Source organism: Jiella endophytica (assembly GCF_004519335.1).
Classification (GTDB): domain Bacteria; phylum Pseudomonadota; class Alphaproteobacteria; order Rhizobiales; family Rhizobiaceae; genus Jiella; species Jiella endophytica.
Map to the genome: position 1 here is coordinate 316,561 of NZ_SOZD01000001.1, position 16,609 is coordinate 333,169.

The 16,609-nt window shown below is 67.1% G+C and carries 17 protein-coding genes; 3 read left to right on the forward strand and 14 right to left on the reverse strand.

From position 1 onward, the window contains the following. Positions 1 to 3 precede the first annotated feature (3 nt). The 5 genes from E3C22_RS01545 to E3C22_RS01565 all read right to left on the reverse strand — a co-directional run bounded on the left by E3C22_RS01545 (position 4) and on the right by E3C22_RS01565 (position 4,851). Positions 4 to 1,311, reverse strand: a complete 1,308-nt coding sequence (locus E3C22_RS01545; protein WP_167591593.1) for a TRAP transporter large permease — start codon at positions 1,309 to 1,311, stop codon at positions 4 to 6. Next, positions 1,308 to 1,832, reverse strand: coding sequence for a TRAP transporter small permease subunit (locus E3C22_RS01550; RefSeq protein ID WP_134759565.1), 525 nt, complete (start codon positions 1,830 to 1,832; stop codon positions 1,308 to 1,310). The genes E3C22_RS01545 and E3C22_RS01550 overlap by 4 nt, the downstream gene beginning before the upstream one ends. Before the next feature lie 84 nt (positions 1,833 to 1,916). Beyond that, the gene (locus tag E3C22_RS01555) at positions 1,917 to 2,924 is read right to left on the reverse strand and encodes a C4-dicarboxylate TRAP transporter substrate-binding protein (protein ID WP_167591594.1); all 1,008 of its coding nucleotides are present in this window, start codon (positions 2,922 to 2,924) and stop codon (positions 1,917 to 1,919) included. Positions 2,925 to 3,042: 118 nt separating this feature from the next. Further along, complete coding sequence (locus E3C22_RS01560; RefSeq protein ID WP_134759569.1) at positions 3,043 to 3,981, reverse strand: LysR family transcriptional regulator; 939 nt, start codon at positions 3,979 to 3,981, stop codon at positions 3,043 to 3,045. Between the two features lie 114 nt (positions 3,982 to 4,095). Then, positions 4,096 to 4,851, reverse strand: a complete 756-nt coding sequence (locus tag E3C22_RS01565) for an IclR family transcriptional regulator domain-containing protein (protein WP_134759571.1) — start codon at positions 4,849 to 4,851, stop codon at positions 4,096 to 4,098. Between the two features lie 103 nt (positions 4,852 to 4,954). On the opposite strand from E3C22_RS01565, the gene E3C22_RS01570 reads away from it, so the two are divergent. From E3C22_RS01570 to pcaF, 3 genes are read left to right on the forward strand one after another with little or no spacing between them, the layout of a single operon-like run. Then, complete coding sequence (locus tag E3C22_RS01570; RefSeq protein ID WP_134759573.1) at positions 4,955 to 5,662, forward strand: 3-oxoacid CoA-transferase subunit A; 708 nt, start codon at positions 4,955 to 4,957, stop codon at positions 5,660 to 5,662. After that, a complete protein-coding gene (locus E3C22_RS01575) occupies positions 5,659 to 6,351 on the forward strand; it encodes a 3-oxoacid CoA-transferase subunit B (protein ID WP_134759575.1) in 693 nt (230 codons plus the stop codon). Before E3C22_RS01570 ends, E3C22_RS01575 begins: the two co-directional genes overlap by 4 nt. Further along, the gene (pcaF, locus tag E3C22_RS01580; RefSeq protein ID WP_134759577.1) at positions 6,348 to 7,541 is read left to right on the forward strand and encodes a 3-oxoadipyl-CoA thiolase; all 1,194 of its coding nucleotides are present in this window, start codon (positions 6,348 to 6,350) and stop codon (positions 7,539 to 7,541) included. Before E3C22_RS01575 ends, pcaF begins: the two co-directional genes overlap by 4 nt. A gap of 58 nt (positions 7,542 to 7,599) precedes the next feature. Here the strand turns inward: pcaF and E3C22_RS01585 are convergent, their stop codons facing one another. The 9 genes from E3C22_RS01585 to E3C22_RS01625 are packed head-to-tail and all read right to left on the reverse strand — an operon-like array spanning position 7,600 to position 16,607. Further along, positions 7,600 to 8,532, reverse strand: a complete 933-nt coding sequence (locus E3C22_RS01585) for a 2-hydroxyacid dehydrogenase (protein WP_134759578.1) — start codon at positions 8,530 to 8,532, stop codon at positions 7,600 to 7,602. A gap of 44 nt (positions 8,533 to 8,576) precedes the next feature. Further along, on the reverse strand, positions 8,577 to 9,254 hold the full coding sequence (locus E3C22_RS01590; protein ID WP_134759580.1) for an RraA family protein: 678 nt from the start codon (positions 9,252 to 9,254) through the stop codon (positions 8,577 to 8,579). 18 nt (positions 9,255 to 9,272) lie between these two features. Further along, positions 9,273 to 10,559 (reverse strand): TRAP transporter large permease, encoded by a 1,287-nt coding sequence (locus E3C22_RS01595; protein ID WP_134759582.1) that lies wholly within the window; start codon positions 10,557 to 10,559, stop codon positions 9,273 to 9,275. A 5-nt stretch (positions 10,560 to 10,564) separates the two neighbouring features. Next, positions 10,565 to 11,128, reverse strand: a complete 564-nt coding sequence (locus E3C22_RS01600; RefSeq protein WP_134759584.1) for a TRAP transporter small permease subunit — start codon at positions 11,126 to 11,128, stop codon at positions 10,565 to 10,567. Continuing rightward, entirely contained in the window at positions 11,125 to 12,123 is a 999-nt protein-coding gene (locus E3C22_RS01605) for a TRAP transporter substrate-binding protein (RefSeq protein ID WP_134759586.1), read from the reverse strand. Before E3C22_RS01605 ends, E3C22_RS01600 begins: the two co-directional genes overlap by 4 nt. Positions 12,124 to 12,176: 53 nt before the next feature. Continuing rightward, the gene (locus E3C22_RS01610; RefSeq protein WP_134759588.1) at positions 12,177 to 12,986 is read right to left on the reverse strand and encodes a creatininase family protein; all 810 of its coding nucleotides are present in this window, start codon (positions 12,984 to 12,986) and stop codon (positions 12,177 to 12,179) included. A gap of 38 nt (positions 12,987 to 13,024) precedes the next feature. Next, positions 13,025 to 13,741 (reverse strand): SDR family NAD(P)-dependent oxidoreductase, encoded by a 717-nt coding sequence (locus tag E3C22_RS01615; protein ID WP_134759590.1) that lies wholly within the window; start codon positions 13,739 to 13,741, stop codon positions 13,025 to 13,027. Further along, positions 13,741 to 14,733, reverse strand: coding sequence for an ABC transporter ATP-binding protein (locus E3C22_RS01620; RefSeq protein WP_134759592.1), 993 nt, complete (start codon positions 14,731 to 14,733; stop codon positions 13,741 to 13,743). Before E3C22_RS01620 ends, E3C22_RS01615 begins: the two co-directional genes overlap by 1 nt. Next, on the reverse strand, positions 14,730 to 16,607 hold the full coding sequence (locus E3C22_RS01625; RefSeq protein ID WP_134759594.1) for a dipeptide/oligopeptide/nickel ABC transporter permease/ATP-binding protein: 1,878 nt from the start codon (positions 16,605 to 16,607) through the stop codon (positions 14,730 to 14,732). Before E3C22_RS01625 ends, E3C22_RS01620 begins: the two co-directional genes overlap by 4 nt. Positions 16,608 to 16,609 lie beyond the last annotated feature (2 nt).

Below are 16,609 nucleotides of genomic sequence, written 5' to 3' on the forward strand. Positions count from 1 at the left end.
GGCTCACATCCTCGTAGGCAGGAACAGCGCGAGCTGCGGGAAGAGGTAGAGGATCAACAGCATGGCGAAGCCGGCGAGGACGAAGGGAATGAGACCCTTGAACACGTCCTCGAGCTTGATCCGGCCGCCAGAGGCCGCCTGCACCACGAAGCAGTTGATGCCGACGGGCGGCGTGACGGCGCCGATTTCGACAAGCAGCACGACGAAGACGCCGAACCAGATCGGGTCGTAGCCGAGGTCCATCATCACCGGATGGGTGATCGGCAGTGTGATCGCCAGGAGCGCCGGCGCATCCATCATCATTCCGAGGGCGAGATAGATGAGCGAGACCAGAACGACGATCACCCAGGGGGCGACGTCGAGCCCGGTGAGATAGCCGCCGACGGCATTGGCAAGGCCGGAGAGGGCGAGGAACTTCGAAAACAGCAGCGCGGCGATCAGGATGCCGAAGATCATCGCCGTGGTGCGGATGGTCTCGAGCAGGGTGTCGCCGAGCTTCACGCCCGCAAGGCCGCGATGACGCAGGATCGCCAGCAGGAAGGTCAGCCCCGCGCCGACGCCGCCCGCCTCGGTCGGGGTGAAGATGCCAGCGTAAAGACCCGCGACGATGCAGAAGATGATCAGGACGAGCGGCCCCGCAAGGCGCAGTGCGGCGAGCTTTTCCCGGACGGTGTAGTGCGCCGTGTCGACCGGAGCGAGTTCCGGGCGGCGAAGCACCGTCAGCCAGATCGCCAGGCACAGGATCACGGCGAAGACGATGCCGGGAATGAAGCCCGCGATCAGCAGCGCGCCGATCGAGCTGTCGGTGAGGATGCCGTAGACGACCACCAGCGCCGAAGGCGGGATCATCACCGCCAGCGTGCCGGCAATCGCGATCGAGGCGGAGGCAAGACTCTTGTCGTAGCCGCGATCGAGCATCTGGGGGAGGGCGAGCTTGGTGAAGACCGTCGCGGTTCCGACCGATGATCCCGAGGCGGCGCCGAAGGCGGCCGCGCCCATCGTCGTCGAGATCGCCAGCCCGCCGCGCAGATTGCCGAGCCAGCGGGTGGTTGCCTCGAAGAGGTCCTCGCCCAGCCCGGCGCGCATGGCGAAGAAGCCCATCAGCAGGAACAGCGGGATCACCGAGAAGTGGAAGGAATTGGTCGTTTCGAAGAAGACGGTCGACAGGAGCGCGGTCGCCGCCTTGAAGCCCACCAGCGAGGCGAGGCCGAAGGCGCCGACGAGGCCGAGAACCACCATGACGTTGATGCCGAGGAGGATTCCGCCGAAGAGACAGGCCGTCCCGATGAGGCCGATGACGATGTTGCTCATTCCAGGGTCTCCGGCTCGGGGCCTTGCAGTTCCATGCCGATGGCGGCGCAGGCCGCGTCGATCAGGAACTGGATCGTCAGAAGGGCCATGCCGAAGCAGACGGCGAATTTGATCGGCCATATCGGGAAGCGGATCGAACCGCGTTCCATCTCGCCGATGGCAAAGGACTTCTCGGCCGTGACCCAGCCAGCCCAGGTCGCCCAGGCAAAGAGCAGCGCACCGGCGAGAAGCGCGATCACCAGCGCGAGGCGGGCGGCAGCAGGGGGAAAGTGGTCGGTAAGCAGCGTCACGCGGATATGGCCGCCGTGAAACTGCGTGAGGGCGAGCGAGAGGAAGATAATCAGCGGCAGCGCGCCCTCGGTCAGTTCGAGCGAGCCGGCGATCGGATGGGACAGTGCGTAGCGGCTGATGACATTGGCGAGCGTCAGGCACATGACGGCGAAGGTCACCGCTCCGGCGATCCAGCCGCACAGCGTCAGCAACCGCCCATAGGCAGTGCGAACCCGCAGGAGGGAGTTCATGAGACCGGTCCTAGTTTGCGAGGAATGGGGCCCGTGCCGCGTCGGCTACGGGCCCGCAGGCAGCGCGCCGAGGCGCACCGCGACTTAGAAGGTCAGCTTGGAGACGATCTCGTCCACCGGCAGGCCAGCGGCCTTGGCCTTGTCTTCCCACTCCTTGCGGACGGCCTGGACGCGCTTGTCCTCGATGAGCGGGCGGATCTGTTCCTTCGGGAAGTCGGAAACCGTCACCCCGAGTTTGCCCTTCCAGGCCTCCTGGACATTGGTCTCGTCGGCTTCCAGCATCTGGGCGTACTCTTCCATGTAGTCCATGCCCAGCTTGTCGATGACGGCGCGGGTCTCGTCGTCGAGGCCGTTGTAGCTGTCGAGATTCATCGCGAGGATGTGGCCGAAGGAGGCACCGAAGGGGACCTTGGTATAGTACTTGGCGACCTCGTCATATTTGAAGCCGCGGGCCAGCGCGGGGCCGATCGGCGCGCAGTCGACGATCGAGCGTTCGAGGGCCTCGTAGGTGTCCGACGTCGTGATCGACACCGGGGTCGCGCCCATCGCCTCGATCAGCGCCGGATAGGCGAAACCGTAGGAGCGGATGCGCTTGCCCTTCAGATCGGCCATGGACGAGATCGGCTGCTTGCAGAGCATCCCGTAGTTTTCCAGCGGCCGGTAGGCGAAGGCATGGAGGTTCTGGCTGGCAAGTTCCTCGTCGAACTGCGGATATGTCTTGTGCCACTCGACCATCGCTTCGCCGACCTGCCGGCTGTCCAGCGGCTGGGGAATGAAGAAGCCGACGGCATTGTTGAGCGGGAACTGGTCGGGAAAATAGGGGGTGACGATATCGCCCATGTCGCCGACGCCGCTGGACAACGCTTCGGGCGTCTCGCCCACCGCTGCCACCGAGCCGCCCCAGAACACCTCGATCTTGTGCTTGCCGCCGGTCCGCTTGGCAAACTCCTCGACCAGCCATTTCAGGCTGCGGGCATGGGCGTCGTTCGCACCCTCGGGCTTGTAGGTGATGTATCGGAACGTGTCCGCCTGCGCCACGGTCATCGAAAGGCCCATGGCAAGCGCCACGGCCGACAGCGTCATCCATTTCATTGGTCGTTCTCCTCCGTCTGCCCAGTTCCTCCCGGACAGTTGGCACCACAGTCGCCCCGGGCGCGACATGTTTCAAATATCATCTTTCTATGAATTCATGCCGTGTCGGCATGGCTCGTCACTGCCAGAGCCCGCGCCGCACGAAATTCGTGACGATCTCGAAGATCGCCTCTTCGACGATGGTGATGGCGACTTTCGGCTTCTGTTCGGCACGCGTCGCGATGCACAGTCGCCAGCCGATCTGTGGCTCGATCAGCGGGCGCGCCTCCAGTGTGCCGGACGTCGCTTCCGTCAGGACGCCGCCATAGGTCAGCATGGTGTAGCCATGGCCGGAACGCACCAGCGCTTTGATATGCCACATGCCGTCGACGCGCTGGACGACCTGCGGCACGAGACTGCGCTCGTTGCAGGCGCGGTCGAAAATGATGCGCAGATAGTTCGGGCGAGACGGCATGATCAGAGGCAGCTCCGCCACTTCCGCCAGCGGGTATTGCGCCTGGCTGAGGCTGCCGGGCGGACCGACGACGTGCAGGTTCTCGACCAGCAGCTCGCGGCGCAGAATGTCGCTGCGTTCGGGCGGATCGTGCATGACGGCGAGCGCGATGTCGCCCCGGATCAGCGCCTTTTCCAGCTCACGGCTGAAGCCTTCGACGAAGCGCAGCTCGATGTCGGGATACCGATCGCGAATATGCGTCAGGAGCGGCGGCAGGATGAATTCCCCCGGTGTCGGAGGCATGCCGACGATTACCGTACCTTTCGGCGAGGCGGAATGGGCGGTGATGTCGCGATAGCCCTGCGCCAGGGTCGAGAAGACGGTGTAGCAATGCTCCAGCAGAATCTCGCCCGACTCGGTCAGTTCGACGCCGCGCGCCAGCCGGACGAAGAGCGGCGCGCCGAGTTCCTCTTCGAGCCAGGCGATCTGACGGCTGACCGCCGGCTGGGCGATGCGCAGGCGCGCGGCGGCCCTGGTGATGCTCTTTTCCTCGGCGACCGCCACGAAGTAGCGTAGCGACCGGGTGTCGGGAAACCAGTTCAGATCGCCAAACTTCTGCGACATCGCTTCACCCTGTTGCCGCGCCCGGCCGCGGGACTGGTATCATCTCGCCGGTCATACCCGCCAGAGAAAGTGTCCCGACGACGCCGGAGAACCGAATTCTACGGGCGGCGCCCGTCAGAGGATCCGCTTCAGGGCTTTCTGTACCTTCAAGAGCTCGGGCAGATATTGCTCGACCAGCAAGCCGGCGCTCTCCTGCGTCGCCGCCATTCCGGAGTTCAAGGCCGCAACCACGCGCATTCGGGCATCGAACAGCGGCACGGCGATCGAGCGGAGACCGATCTCGATCTCCTGGTCGATCAGCGCGTAGCCCTGTGCCCGCACCCGGTCGATCTCGGCGAGGATGTCTTCCGGCGAGGTCAGCGCGTAGGGCGTGCGGGGCGACAGATCCGCCGCCTCGACGATCGCTGCGGCCTCAGAGCGCGGTAGGGCCGCCAGCAGCACCCGCCCCATGGAGGTGCAATGCGCCGGCAGGCGCGAACCCGGCAGCAGCCCGATCGACATCACCCGCCGCTGCGCCGCCCGCGCCAGATAGACGATCTCGTTGCCGTCGAGAACCGACACCGAACAGCTCTGGCCGATCGTTTCCGACAGCTGGTCGAGCCAGGGTTGCACCAGCTGCGCCAGGGGCAGGGCGGCGAGAGCGCCCATGCCGAGGCGCATCACCCGCGGCGTCAGAGTGAAGAACTTGCCGTCATAGTCGGCATAGCCCTCATGATGCAGCGTCAGGAGGCAGCGCCGCGTCGTCGCCCGGTCGAGCCCGGTGCGCTCGGCGGCCTCGGTGATGGACAGGCGCGGATGATCGGCGCCGAAGGCCTCGATCACCCTCAACCCCTTCGCGAAGGACGCGACGATGTCGGTCTTGTTCAACATATGAACGCTTTTGCGCGTCTGTCGAACAAAGATCAACATGTGCACAAAAATCATGGATCGGTCGCTCCGCCGAGGCTACTTGCCGGACAGGAGGATCGTTCTCATGGACAAGATATCGCGGTCTGCGGCCGAAGCGGTCGCGGACATTCCCGACGGAGCGACGGTGATGATCGGCGGCTTCGGCGGTTCCGGCGCGCCGATCGAGCTGATCCACGCGCTCATCGACCAGGGCGCGCGCGACCTGATCGTCATCAACAACAATGCCGGCAACGGCCATGTCGGCATCGCCGCCCTGATCGAGCAGAAGCGGGTCGCCAGGATGATCTGCTCGTTTCCGCGCTCGGCCGATCCGGTGGTCTTCAAGGAGGCGTATCTTGCCGGGGAGATCGAGCTCGAACTGGTGCCGCAGGGAACGCTCGCCGAGCGGATCCGCGCCGGCGGCGCCGGGATCCCGGCCTTCTACACGCCGACGAGCTTCGGCACCGAACTCGCCGAGGGCAAGCCGGTCGAGGTGTTCGACGGCAGATCCTATGTCCAGGAACGCTGGCTCAAGGCCGACTTCGCGCTGATCAAGGCGGAGGAGGCCGATCCGCACGGCAATCTGACCTTCCGCATGGCGGCGCGCAACTTCAACCCGGTCATGGCGACGGCGGCGGCCGTGACCATCGTCCAGACGACGCGTCTGGTTCCGCTCGGCGCCATCGACCCTGAGCAGGTGGTGACGCCAGGCATCTTCGTCGATCGTGTCGTCGAGATCGCCGAGCCCGCGCAGGAAGAGGAACTGAACCGGGCAGGGGCCGTCTACCCATGAGCCAAGACATCGAAAGCTTGAAACTCTCCAACGCCCAGATCGCCTGGCGCGCCGCCCAGGACATCGAGGACGGAGCCTATGTCAATCTCGGCATCGGCTTTCCGGAGATGGTCGCCAAGTTCCAGCCTGAGGGCCGGCAGGCGATCTTCCATACCGAGAACGGCGTCCTCGACTTCGGCGAAGCGCCGCCTTTGGGCGAAGAGGACTGGGACTGCATCAACGCCGGCAAGAAGGCGATCACGATCAAGCCCGGAACCGCCTTCTTCCACCATGCCGACAGCTTCGCCATGGTCCGCGGCGGCCATCTCGACGTCGCGATCCTCGGTGCCTATCAGGTCGCCCAGAACGGCGATCTCGCCAACTGGTCGACCGGCAAGGGCGGCGTTCCGGCCGTCGGCGGCGCCATGGATCTCGTCCACGGCGCCAGGCGCGTCGCGGTGCTGACCGACCATGTCACCAAGAAGGGCGAGCCGAAGCTGGTCGCCGAATGCACGATGCCGCTGACCGGCGTTGGCTGCGTCACCCACATCTACACCTCGCTTGCGGTGGTGGAGGTGGTGGATGGCGGCTTCGTCCTGCGCGAAGCCGTTCCCGGCCTGTCGTTCGACGAACTGCAGGCCCTGACCGGCGCCCCGCTGCGGGCCGGAAACCCGGTCGTGCCGCTGATCTGCCCGGAGGAACTGAAATGACCGAAGTCTATATCTGCGACTATGTCCGCACTCCGATCGGCCGATACGGCGGTGGGCTCGCCCCGGTGCGGGTCGACGATCTCGCCGCCATCCCGCTGAAAGCGCTGATCAAACGCCACGATCTCGACTGGGCGGCGGTGGACGAGGTGATCTATGGCTGCGCCAACCAGGCCGGCGAGGACAACCGCAACGTTGCGCGCATGGCGCTGCTGCTCGCGGGTCTGCCCGAGACCGTCCCCGGCACGACGATGAACCGGCTCTGCGGTTCTGGCATGGACGCGGTGATCACTGCCGCCCGGGCGATCCGGGCCGGTGAGATCGATCTCGCCATTGCGGGGGGTGTCGAGTCGATGTCGCGTGCGCCTTTCGTGCTGCCGAAAGCCGAAAGCGCCTATTCGCGGGCCAATGCGATCCACGACACGACGATCGGCTGGCGCTTCGTCAATCCCTTGATGGAAAGGCAGTATGGCGTCGATTCGATGCCGGAGACCGCCGAGAACGTCGCCGAAGAGTTTGCGATCAGCCGCGAGGATCAGGACGCCTTTGCGCTGATGTCCCAGCAGAAGGCCGCCGCCGCGCAGGCAAACGGACGCCTTGCCCGCGAGATCGTGCCGGTCGAGATCCCCCAGCGCAAGGGCGACCCGGTGGTGGTCGGCACCGACGAACATCCCCGCGACACGTCGCTGGAAGCGCTGGCGAAGCTGAAGGGCTTCGTGAAGCCCGGCGGCACGATCACCGCCGGTAACGCCTCTGGCGTGAACGACGGGGCCGCGGCCCTGATCGTGGCGTCGGCGGAGGCGGCCGGGCGCCATGGCCTGACGCCTCTGGCGCGCATTCTCGGGGGCGCGACGGCCGGCGTGCCTCCGCGGATCATGGGCATCGGTCCGGCGCCTGCCACGAAAAAGCTGATGGCGCGGCTCGGCCTGAAGCAGGAGGATTTTTCGGTGATCGAGCTGAACGAGGCCTTCGCCAGCCAGGGCCTCGCCACCCTGCGCGATCTCGGCATCGCCGACGACGACCCGCGCGTGAACCCGAATGGCGGCGCCATCGCCCTCGGTCATCCGCTCGGCATGTCCGGCGCCCGCATCACCGGCACGGCGGCGCTGGAGCTGAAGCCTGGCCAGAAGGCGCTCAGCACCATGTGCATCGGCGTCGGCCAGGGCATCGCCATCGCGCTCGAGGCAGCTTGATCCGAAGGCTCGCCAGAAGGCCGGCCGGCTGACGGAGCTGAGCGCGAACGGCTCGGCTCTAGTAGCCGCGGGCGGCGTCGGCGAGATCGGGCACAGGCTCGCCGGCCTCGAACAGCATGAGATTGGCCGCGATCAGCCGCCCGCCGGTGGGCGCGTCGATCTGCGAGGCGATATGCGGTGTGATGGTGATCGCCGGATGCGTCCAGAAGACATGGTCGGCGGGCAGCGGCTCGACATGGAAGACGTCGAGGGTCGCCTGCTTGACCTGGCCGGTTTTTAGCGCCGCGAGGAGATCTTCGTCGACGAGATGCGGTCCGCGTGCGCAATTGATAATCGAGGCGCCGGGGGCGAGCCGCGCAAACAAATCGGCATTGAGGATCCCCGCCGTCTCGACCGTCAGGGGCAGGAGGTTCACCAGGATCTCCAGCCCGTCGAGGAAGGGGCCAAAGCCTGTCTCGCCGCTGAAGGTCTCGACGCTGTCGAGGGTCTTGGCGTTGCGCGACCAGCCGCGGGTCGCAAAGCCGAGCCCGGCCAGCGTGCGCGCCGCCTCGGCGCCGAGATTGCCAAGGCCCATGACGCCGACTTTACGATTGGGGGCCACCGGCACGACGATCGCATGCCAGTCCCGCTCGGCCTGCGCCTGCAGCTGCCGCGGCATGTCCCGGTGATGGCGCAGCACGTGCAACGCCACATACTCGCGCATGCGCTGGGTGAGATCGGGACCGACGGTGCGGATGATCGGCACGTCCTTCGGCAGTTCGGCGTCGGCGAGCACATGGTCGATGCCGGCACCGACCGAGACGATCGCCTTCAGATTGGGAAACTGCGCGAGGTCGCCGGTGCGCGGCCGCCAGACGACGGCATAGGCGACCGTGTCGCGCTCCTCGATCTCGAGCAGCGGGCGGACCGTCCAGCCGGGCAGGAGGGCGGACAGGGTCTCGCACCACCAGCGGGTCTTGGCGAGGTCGGGCAGATAGACGGCGACGTTCATCGAATTCCTCTGGATGTCTCGAATGCTTGGGGCGGCCGGCCCGCTCAGCCCTGAAGCTTCGCCTCGACCATCCGGCTGGCGCCGGACATCTCGCCGAGATGGACACCCCCGGTGATGCGCGCCTCGTTCACCCGGCCGCGTTCGGTCTTCGCCTCGCCCTCGGCGATCACCGCGTCGAGATCCTCCGGGGCGATGAACAGGACGCCGCTGTCGTCGGCGAGCACCGCGTAGCCGGGCAACACCGCCGCGCCGCCGATCGACACCGGCACGTTGAAGCCGCCGCCGGAATTGTAGAGCCGGGTCGTCACCGGCGAGGCGCCGCGCGACCACATCGCAAAGTCCTGCTCGACCACCTCGGCGGTGTCGGTGTGCGGGCCGTCGACGCAGCCGCCGGCGAGGCCCATCATCGCCGCCATGCGGGTGACGCCGCCGCCCCAGCAGGCGTATTTCGTGTCTCCCAGCCGGTCGACGGCGAGGAAATAGCCGGGCCCGACGCTCGACAGGCAGTGATGCAGCAGGGTCGAGTCGAGCCCCGGAATGGCGAGGGTGGCGACCGTCGCGGCGACAACCTTGCCGGCGAGCACCGGCTGGATCGCCGGGCTGGCGAAGCCGAAGTGGTAGAAATGGCCGATCGTCGCGGTCTCGAGCCTGGCGAGCCGCGCGAGCTTTTCCGGCGCGATCTGTTCCGGCATCGGGTTCAGCTTGTAGGTGAGGTTGGTCATGGGACGCTTCCGGTTGCTTCAGTTCTGGGAGCCGAGGATCAGATCGGGCAGGAAGGTCACGATCTGCGGCAGGTAGGTGATGAGGACGAGGACGGCGAAGAGCGGCAAGAGCATCGGCAGCACCGCCATCGTCACCCTTTCGAAGCGCACCCGACCGACTTCGGCGACGATGTAGAGCCCGATGCCCATCGGCGGCGTGGCGATGCCGATCAAAAGGCCGAGCTGGATGATGATGCCGAAATGCACCCGGTCGATGCCGTAGCCGTCGATCAGCGGCAGCAGCGTCGGCACCAGGATCAGCTTGGCCGGCACCCCCTCGACGACGCAGCCGACGAGGATGATGAAGACCAGGAGCAAGGCGAGGAAGACGGACTTGTCGTCGGTCAGCGCGAAGGTCGCATCGGCCAGTTGCTGGGGCACTCGGTCGATGGCGAGCAGCCAGCCCATGGCGATCGAGAAGGCGATGATGATCATGATCACCGCCGTCATCATGGCGGTGTCGGTGAGCGCCTTCCAGAAGCCGGCGAAGGTCAACTCGCGGTACCACAGGCCAAGGGCGATGCAGTAGAGGCAGGCCAGCACGCCGGCCTCGGTGGCGGTGACGAAGCCCCACATGATCGAGCCGAGGATGATCGCCGGGGCGACCAGCGCCAGGAAGCCGTGGCGGGTGGTGGCGACGATCTCGGAGACCGTGGCCCGCGGCTGGGTCGGGAAATCCTCGTAGCTGGCACGGATCCGGACGTAGATCATCAGCGCGATGCCGACGAGGATCCCCGGCACGAGGCCGGCGAGGAACATCCGCTCGATCGAGACCTGGGCGAGGAAGGCATAGATGACGAGGCCGACCGAGGGCGGGATCAGCGGCCCGATCACCGAGGAAGCGACGGTGATGGCGGCGGCGAAATCGGCCTTGTAGCCGCTCTCGCGCATCGCCTTGATCTCGATCGCGCCGAGCCCGGCGCAGTCGGCGACGGCGGCGCCGGAGATCCCGGCGAAGATCATCGAGGACAGGACGTTCACCTGGGCGAGCCCCGCCTTCATGTGGCCGACGAGGGCGTTGGCGAAGGCGAAGATCCGCTCGGTGACGCCGGTCGCGTTCATCAGGTTGCCGGCCATGATGAAGAAGGGCACGGCGGTGAGCGAGGCCTTGTTCACCCCCTCCAGCATCTGCTGGGGGATGATCTGCAGGGCGTTGGAGAAATCCGAGGTGAGGAAGGTCAGCACCGTCGCCATGCCGATGGCGATCGACACAGGGACCCTCAGCAGGATCAGGCCGATGAACGCGCCGAAGAGGATGTAGGCCATGTCCGTCAGCTTTCCGGGTGGGTTTCGGCGACGTTCTCCGGCATTCCGGCGCAAAGCTTGGCGACGTCGAGAAGCGCGGCGAGAAGGATGAGCAAGGCCGAGACGAAGAGCGGGATCGAGAGGGCCTGGCGCGGCAGTTCGATGCCGTCCGGCAGGATCGCGCCGTCATAGACACCGCGCGAGGTGGCAAGGACGGCCGGGAGCTGCCACAGGATGATGCCGACGACGACGAGGGTCGCGAGGTCGGCGACGACCCGCGTCGCCGCCATGCCCAGCGGCCCGAAGCGCGCGGCCAGGAAGTCGACGCGCACGTCCTTCAGCCGCACATACATGGCGAAGAAGCCGAAGAAGCTCAGCCAGATGAAGAACACCATCGTCCACGGCCAGATCCAGTAGAAGGACAGGTTGAACGGGCGCAGCACGATGGTCGTCGCCGTCAAAAGCAGCATGACGAGGAGGCAGAGATTGGCGAGGAAGCCGAAGACGCCGCCGAGCGACCAGACGGCGAGGTCTGCCCGGTGGAGGGTCCGCTGCAGCAGGCCCTCCGGTCGGTAGTCCTGCGGCGTCATTCGGGCTTGGCCCGGGTTTCCTCGACGGCGTCGAGAAAGGCCTGCGGCAGCTCGCCGCTCTTGGCCTTGGCCTCGTAGAAGCTCTGCATCTTCTTCACCAGCGGCGAGGTGTCCATGGTGGTGAAGGTCGCGCCGTCCTTCTCCATTCGGGCGATGGATTCGTCGGCGGTGTCGAACATCAGCTGGCGGGAATAGTCCCCGGCCTCCGCATAGGCCTTCAGGAGGCCCTCGCGTTCCTTGTCGTCGAGCCCCTCATAGGCCCCCTCGTTGACCATGAAGCCGACCGACTGCCAGTATTCGTCGTTGCGGGTGATGTAGGGGGCGACCTCGTTGAAGCGCATGGATTCCACCAGCGCCACCGGCGAGTTCACGGCCTGCACGATGTTCTTGGAGATGCCCTGATAGACCTCGGTCCATGGCAGGGTGATCACCTCGGCGCCGAGATGGTCCCAAGCCTCGATCGCCACTTTGTTCTCGTGCATGCGCAGCTTCAGGCCCTCGATGTCGGCGGCCGACTTGATCGGCACGTTGGACACCATCACCCGGTAGGGGCCGCGCAGGATGGCCGTCGGGTCGCCGAGCGGCATCACCCCCGCCTGCTTGCGCGCCTCGTCGAACCAGCCCTTCACCGTGTCCGACTGCATGAAGCGGCGCCAGTGGTCGTAGTCGTCGAAGACGAACGGCGCCGACAGCCAGCCGAGCGAGGGCTCCCACTTCTTCATGTAGCCGAAGCCCTCGGCATAGATCTGGACGATGCCGGCCTGCAGCTGTTCGAGCACGGCGTCTTCCTTGCCGAGCTGCTCGTTCGGATAGACCTGGATGGTCAGCGCACCGCGCGTGTATTTCTCGGTGAGGTCGGCAAAGCGCCGGAAGACTTTGCCCTCCGGGCTGTCGACCGGCATCTTGGTGGCCATCCGCCAGGTCTCGGCGGCGGCGCCGGAGGCGAGCGAAAGCCCGATCGCCAGGGCAAGGGTCAGTCTCGTCAGGGTCTTCATGGCTGTCCTCTTTCTCTGCTTGCGGTCAATGAGGGGAGTGTCTCGAAGGCTCGTCAGTCGGAGAGGCCGGGGGCGACATGGTCGCGGATCAGCCCGACGCCGATGGCGACGAGCCGCTCGGTGAGGGCCTTGCCGGTCTCGGCGCTGGCGAGCTGCGGGTCGCAGCCATAGACGCCGGTCTCGGTCGCCTCGAGCGCCTCGATCGGCACCTGGATGTCGGCGCCGGCATAGCGCACCGACGAAAACCCCGAGACCTCCATGCCCTTCACCCTGGCGCCGGTGGGCGCGGGGCGCATCAGGTCCGGCCGCAGGAGATCGGGATAGAAGTGCAGGCCGACCGAGGTCAGCGGGTCGCCGCCATGGCCGGAGCTCTTCGCCGCCGTCTCCTTGCCGAGGATCTCCGGCAAAAGCCCGTAGGAGACCTTCCAGAGATACATCGAGGGGACGAAGAGCCCGGCCTTCTGGCGCCAGCGCAGCGTCACCTCGGTGATCGCCGGGACGTTGCCGCCATGGCCGTTGACGATCATCAGCTTGCGGATGCCGTGGCGGTCCAGGCAGGCGAACATGTCGTCCAGAATGGCGACGAGCGTCGCATGAGAAATCGAGATGCCGCCATGGGAGGATTCGAAATAGTCCTTGCCGCCGAAGGGGATGACCGGCGCGGTGAAGACCTTCAGCCCCTCGGCGCGGGCGGCTTTCGCCATCTCGTCGGCCATCAGCTCGGCGGCCATGTAGTCGCCCATCGGCGCATGGATGCCCTGATCCTCCAGCGAGCCCATGGGCAGCAGCACGACCGCGTCGGCGTCGAGCTCCTCGCGGGCTTCCTGCGAGGTCAGATGGGCGATCCGGATCTTGTCGGTCATGCTCGATTCCTCGGTTCGCAGATGAAGCGGGGCGGCACTCAAAGCCCCGGTTCGTAGCGCCAGTTGACGTGAAGCTCGGCGACGCTGGCGCTGTTCGGCAGCATCACCACCTCCGCGACGAGGCGGGCGAGATCTTCCGGCTGGGTGATCTCGTGGCGGGGCAGGTCGTCGTGATGGCTGGTCATGTCGGTGGCGACGAAGCCCGGGCAGACGGCGCAGGCCCGCACCCCCTGGTCCCAGCCGGCACGGCGCGCCGCATGGGAGAGCGCGACGGCGGCGTGCTTGGTCATCTGATAGCCGGCGCCGAGGCCGAGGACGCGCTTGCCCGACAGCGAGGCGAGGGTGATCACACGGCCGCTGCCGGCGCGGCAAAGGGCGGGCAGGGCGGCGCGGGTCAGTCGGAAGGGCGCCTTGACGTTGACCTCGAGAAGCGCGTCGAGGGCTTCCTCCATCTCGGCATCGTCCTGGGGCGGCTCGGGCATCAGCTTCAAATCGCGCGCGATGCCTGCATTGTTGACGAGGACGTCGAAGCGGCCGGCAGCCTCCAGCGTCGCCTCGACGAAGCGCCGCGCGGCAGTGGCATCGGACGCGTCATAGGCGGTGATGATCGGACCGACGGCCTGCAGATCCTCCGGCAGCGTCGAGGGATCGCGCAGGCCGAGGGACAGCCGGTAGCCCCGGCCGGCGAGTTCGCGGGCGATCGCCAGGCCAATGCCGCGGTTGCCGCCGGTGATCATCGCGACAGGCTGGGTCATCATAGGTCTCCCCTTCGTTGGCTCGGCCCGGACTTGATGCAGCGCACCTTCCAGCCTGACTCGTAAGGGGCGAGGTCGGGAACGGCCGCGGCGCATTCGTCCGAGGCGAGCGGGCAGCGAGTGCGAAAGGCGCAGCCGGACGGCGGGTTGGCGGGGCTCGGCAATTCGCCTGCGAGGACGGCCTCTTCGTCCACCTTCCGGGCGGAGATCGACGGCGTCGCCGCCAGAAGCGCGCGGGTATAGGGATGGGCCGGCGCGCCGAACACCTTCTCCGACGGGCCCTCCTCGACGATGCGGCCGAGATACATCACCACGGCGCGGGTCGAGAGATGGCGCACCACGTGGAGGTCGTGGGCGATGAACAGCATGGTGAGGCCCAGATCGCGCCTCAGATCCGCGAGAAGGTTCACCACCTGAGCCTGGATCGACACGTCGAGGGCCGAGACAGGCTCGTCGGCGACGATGAAGTCCGGCCGCGTCGCCAGCGCGCGGGCGACGGCGATGCGCTGACGCTGGCCGCCGGAAAATTCGTGCGGCCTGCGGCCGGCGGCGTTCTTCTGCAGCCCGACCACGTCGATCAGCCGGGCAACCTCTGCATCGACCTCGCCGGCGGCAACGATGCGGTGGACGCGCAGGCCGTCGGCGATCTGGGCGCCGACGCTGCGGCGCGGATCGAGCGAGCCGAACGGATCCTGGAAGACCATCTGCATCCGCCGCGCCAGCCTTCGCCGCTCGGCGCCGGCAACCGATGAAAGGTCGCGGCCCTCGAAGCGGATCGCACCGGCACTGGGGCTTTCGAGACCGAGCACCATGCGCCCGAGGGTGGACTTGCCGCAGCCGGATTCGCCGACGACGCCGACGGTCTCGCCTTTCTGGACGGCAAGCGAGACGTCGCGCACCGCCCAGACGTCCCTGTGCCGGCCGAACAGACCGGTGCGCATCGGGAAATTGCGCGACAGGCGATCGGCCTCGACGAGCGGCGTGCCGGTCATGTGACCTCCTCGAAGCGCAGGCAGCGGGTGCGTCGGTCCGGCTCCGGCCAGAACTCGGGCGGCGGCGCTTTTCGGCAGGCCGCGACGGCATGGTCGCAGCGCGGCGCGAAGGAGCAGCCGGGCGGCATGTGGCCGGGAGCCGGTATCGCGCCGGGGATGGCGACGAGGCGCTCGGCATCGCCCTCGGGGACCGAGCCGATCAGCGCGACGGTATAGGGATGGCGGGGGCGGGCGAAGACCTTGGCGACCGGGCCCTCCTCGACCACTTGGCCGGCATACATGACGCAGACCCGGTCGGCGATTTCGGCGACGACGGCGAGATTGTGGGTGACGAAGACGACGCCCATTTCGGGGCTTTCGCGCTTCAGGTCGGCGATCAGCGCCAGGATCTGGGCCTGGATCGTCGGGTCGAGCGCCGTCGTCGGCTCGTCAGCGAGGAGCAGCTTCGGGCGGTTGGCGACGGCGATCGCGATCATCGCGCGCTGGCGCTGGCCGCCGGAAAGCTCGTGGGGATAGGCTCTTGCCCGGCGCTCGGCATCGGGAATACCGACCCGGCCGAGCAGCGCGACCGCTTCCCGTTTCGCCGCTGCCCGTCCGATGGCGCGGTGGGCGAGGATCACCTCGGTCAGCTGCTCGCCGATGCGGTGCACCGGGTTGAGCGCGGCGCTGGCGTCCTGGAACACCATGGAGATCTCGTCGCCGCGCAGCTGCCGGTGGCCATCTTCGTCTTCGGCGATGAGGTCGCGCAGTTCGCCGTCGCGGCGCCGATAGGCCGCCGTGCCCGCGGTGATCTTGAGAACGTCCGGCAAAAGGCCGGTGACGGCGAGGCTGGTCAGCGTCTTGCCGGAGCCGCTCTCGCCGACCAGCGCCAGCGTCTCGCCGGTGCGAAGGCCGAGATTGACGCCGCGCACCAGCTCCATGCCCGAGCCGATGCCGCCCGGCCTGTCGAGCGAGATGGTGAGGCCTGCGACCGACAGGAGATCGGCGGGAGCGTGGTCCCGCTCAACTTGGTCAGGGGCGATGCGCGGCGCAATCGGAGTGGTTCTTCGCCGCCGCAGCCAGATCGCCCCGCCGGCCGGCACGGCGCGCGGGTCGAGCACGCTCTGCAGCCGGTCGCAGAGGAGGTTGAAGGTGAGGATCGTGCCGGCGAGCGCCACCGACGGCCACAGAAGCAGGAGCGGCGCCTGCTCCATCGCGCCGCGGGCAGCGCGGATCATCAGTCCCCAGGACGGCGTCGGCGGAACGACGCCGAGGCCGAGAAAGCTAAGGCCGCTTTCGATGACGATCGCCGAAGCGATCACCAGCGAGATCTGCACGACCAGCGGCGGCAGGACATTGGGCAGCATCGTCCGCAGGACGATCTTCAGCGGATGGGTGCCGAGTGCCCGCTGGGCGGTGACGAAATCGAGAGCGCGCACCTGCAGAGTCGCGGCATAGACCACCCGGGCGTAGTTCGGCGTGTAGAGGAGGGTCAGCGCCAGGATCAGCGGCCAGAAGCCGGCACCGAAGATCGTCACGACGAGAAGCGCCAGAAGCAGCGGCGGCAGGCAGAGGATGATCTCGGCGGCCCGGACGGTGAAGAGTTCGACGATGCCGCGGAAATAGCCGCCGAGAAGCCCGAGCGCCGTGCCGATCAGGGCGGCCGCAAGGGCCGATCCGATGGCGATCGAAAGCGAGGCGCGGGCGCCGTAGATCAGCCGGGTAAGGACGTCGCGGCCGAACTCGTCCTGGCCGAGCCAGTGCGCCATCGACGGGCCGGCGAAGCGGTGGGGAATGTCCATCGCCCGCTCGTCGGCGAGTGGCAGCACCGGCGCGAGCACGACCAGCGCCAGGATGACGGCAAGGATCGAGACGGGCAGGATCAGCTTGCGCATCG

Excerpts from the sequence above, each read along its gene's own strand:
- E3C22_RS01565 (WP_134759571.1), bottom strand. The coding sequence starts at position 4,851 with ATGTTGAACAAGACCGACATCGTCGCGTCCTTCGCGAAGGGGTTGAGG.
- E3C22_RS01595 (WP_134759582.1), bottom strand. The coding sequence starts at position 10,559 with ATGGCCTACATCCTCTTCGGCGCGTTCATCGGCCTGATCCTGCTGAGG.
- E3C22_RS01610 (WP_134759588.1), bottom strand. The coding sequence starts at position 12,986 with ATGACCGACAAGATCCGGATCGCCCATCTGACCTCGCAGGAAGCCCGC.
- E3C22_RS01620 (WP_134759592.1), bottom strand. The coding sequence starts at position 14,733 with ATGACCGGCACGCCGCTCGTCGAGGCCGATCGCCTGTCGCGCAATTTC.
- E3C22_RS01585 (WP_134759578.1), bottom strand. The coding sequence starts at position 8,532 with ATGAACGTCGCCGTCTATCTGCCCGACCTCGCCAAGACCCGCTGGTGG.
- E3C22_RS01625 (WP_134759594.1), bottom strand. The coding sequence starts at position 16,607 with ATGCGCAAGCTGATCCTGCCCGTCTCGATCCTTGCCGTCATCCTGGCG.
- E3C22_RS01555 (WP_167591594.1), bottom strand. The coding sequence starts at position 2,924 with ATGAAATGGATGACGCTGTCGGCCGTGGCGCTTGCCATGGGCCTTTCG.
- E3C22_RS01600 (WP_134759584.1), bottom strand. The coding sequence starts at position 11,128 with ATGACGCCGCAGGACTACCGACCGGAGGGCCTGCTGCAGCGGACCCTC.
- E3C22_RS01560 (WP_134759569.1), bottom strand. The coding sequence starts at position 3,981 with ATGTCGCAGAAGTTTGGCGATCTGAACTGGTTTCCCGACACCCGGTCG.
- E3C22_RS01590 (WP_134759580.1), bottom strand. The coding sequence starts at position 9,254 with ATGACCAACCTCACCTACAAGCTGAACCCGATGCCGGAACAGATCGCG.
- E3C22_RS01550 (WP_134759565.1), bottom strand. The coding sequence starts at position 1,832 with ATGAACTCCCTCCTGCGGGTTCGCACTGCCTATGGGCGGTTGCTGACG.
- E3C22_RS01570 (WP_134759573.1), top strand. The coding sequence starts at position 4,955 with ATGGACAAGATATCGCGGTCTGCGGCCGAAGCGGTCGCGGACATTCCC.
- pcaF (WP_134759577.1), top strand. The coding sequence starts at position 6,348 with ATGACCGAAGTCTATATCTGCGACTATGTCCGCACTCCGATCGGCCGA.
- E3C22_RS01575 (WP_134759575.1), top strand. The coding sequence starts at position 5,659 with ATGAGCCAAGACATCGAAAGCTTGAAACTCTCCAACGCCCAGATCGCC.
- E3C22_RS01615 (WP_134759590.1), bottom strand. The coding sequence starts at position 13,741 with ATGACCCAGCCTGTCGCGATGATCACCGGCGGCAACCGCGGCATTGGC.
- E3C22_RS01545 (WP_167591593.1), bottom strand. The coding sequence starts at position 1,311 with ATGAGCAACATCGTCATCGGCCTCATCGGGACGGCCTGTCTCTTCGGC.
- E3C22_RS01605 (WP_134759586.1), bottom strand. The coding sequence starts at position 12,123 with ATGAAGACCCTGACGAGACTGACCCTTGCCCTGGCGATCGGGCTTTCG.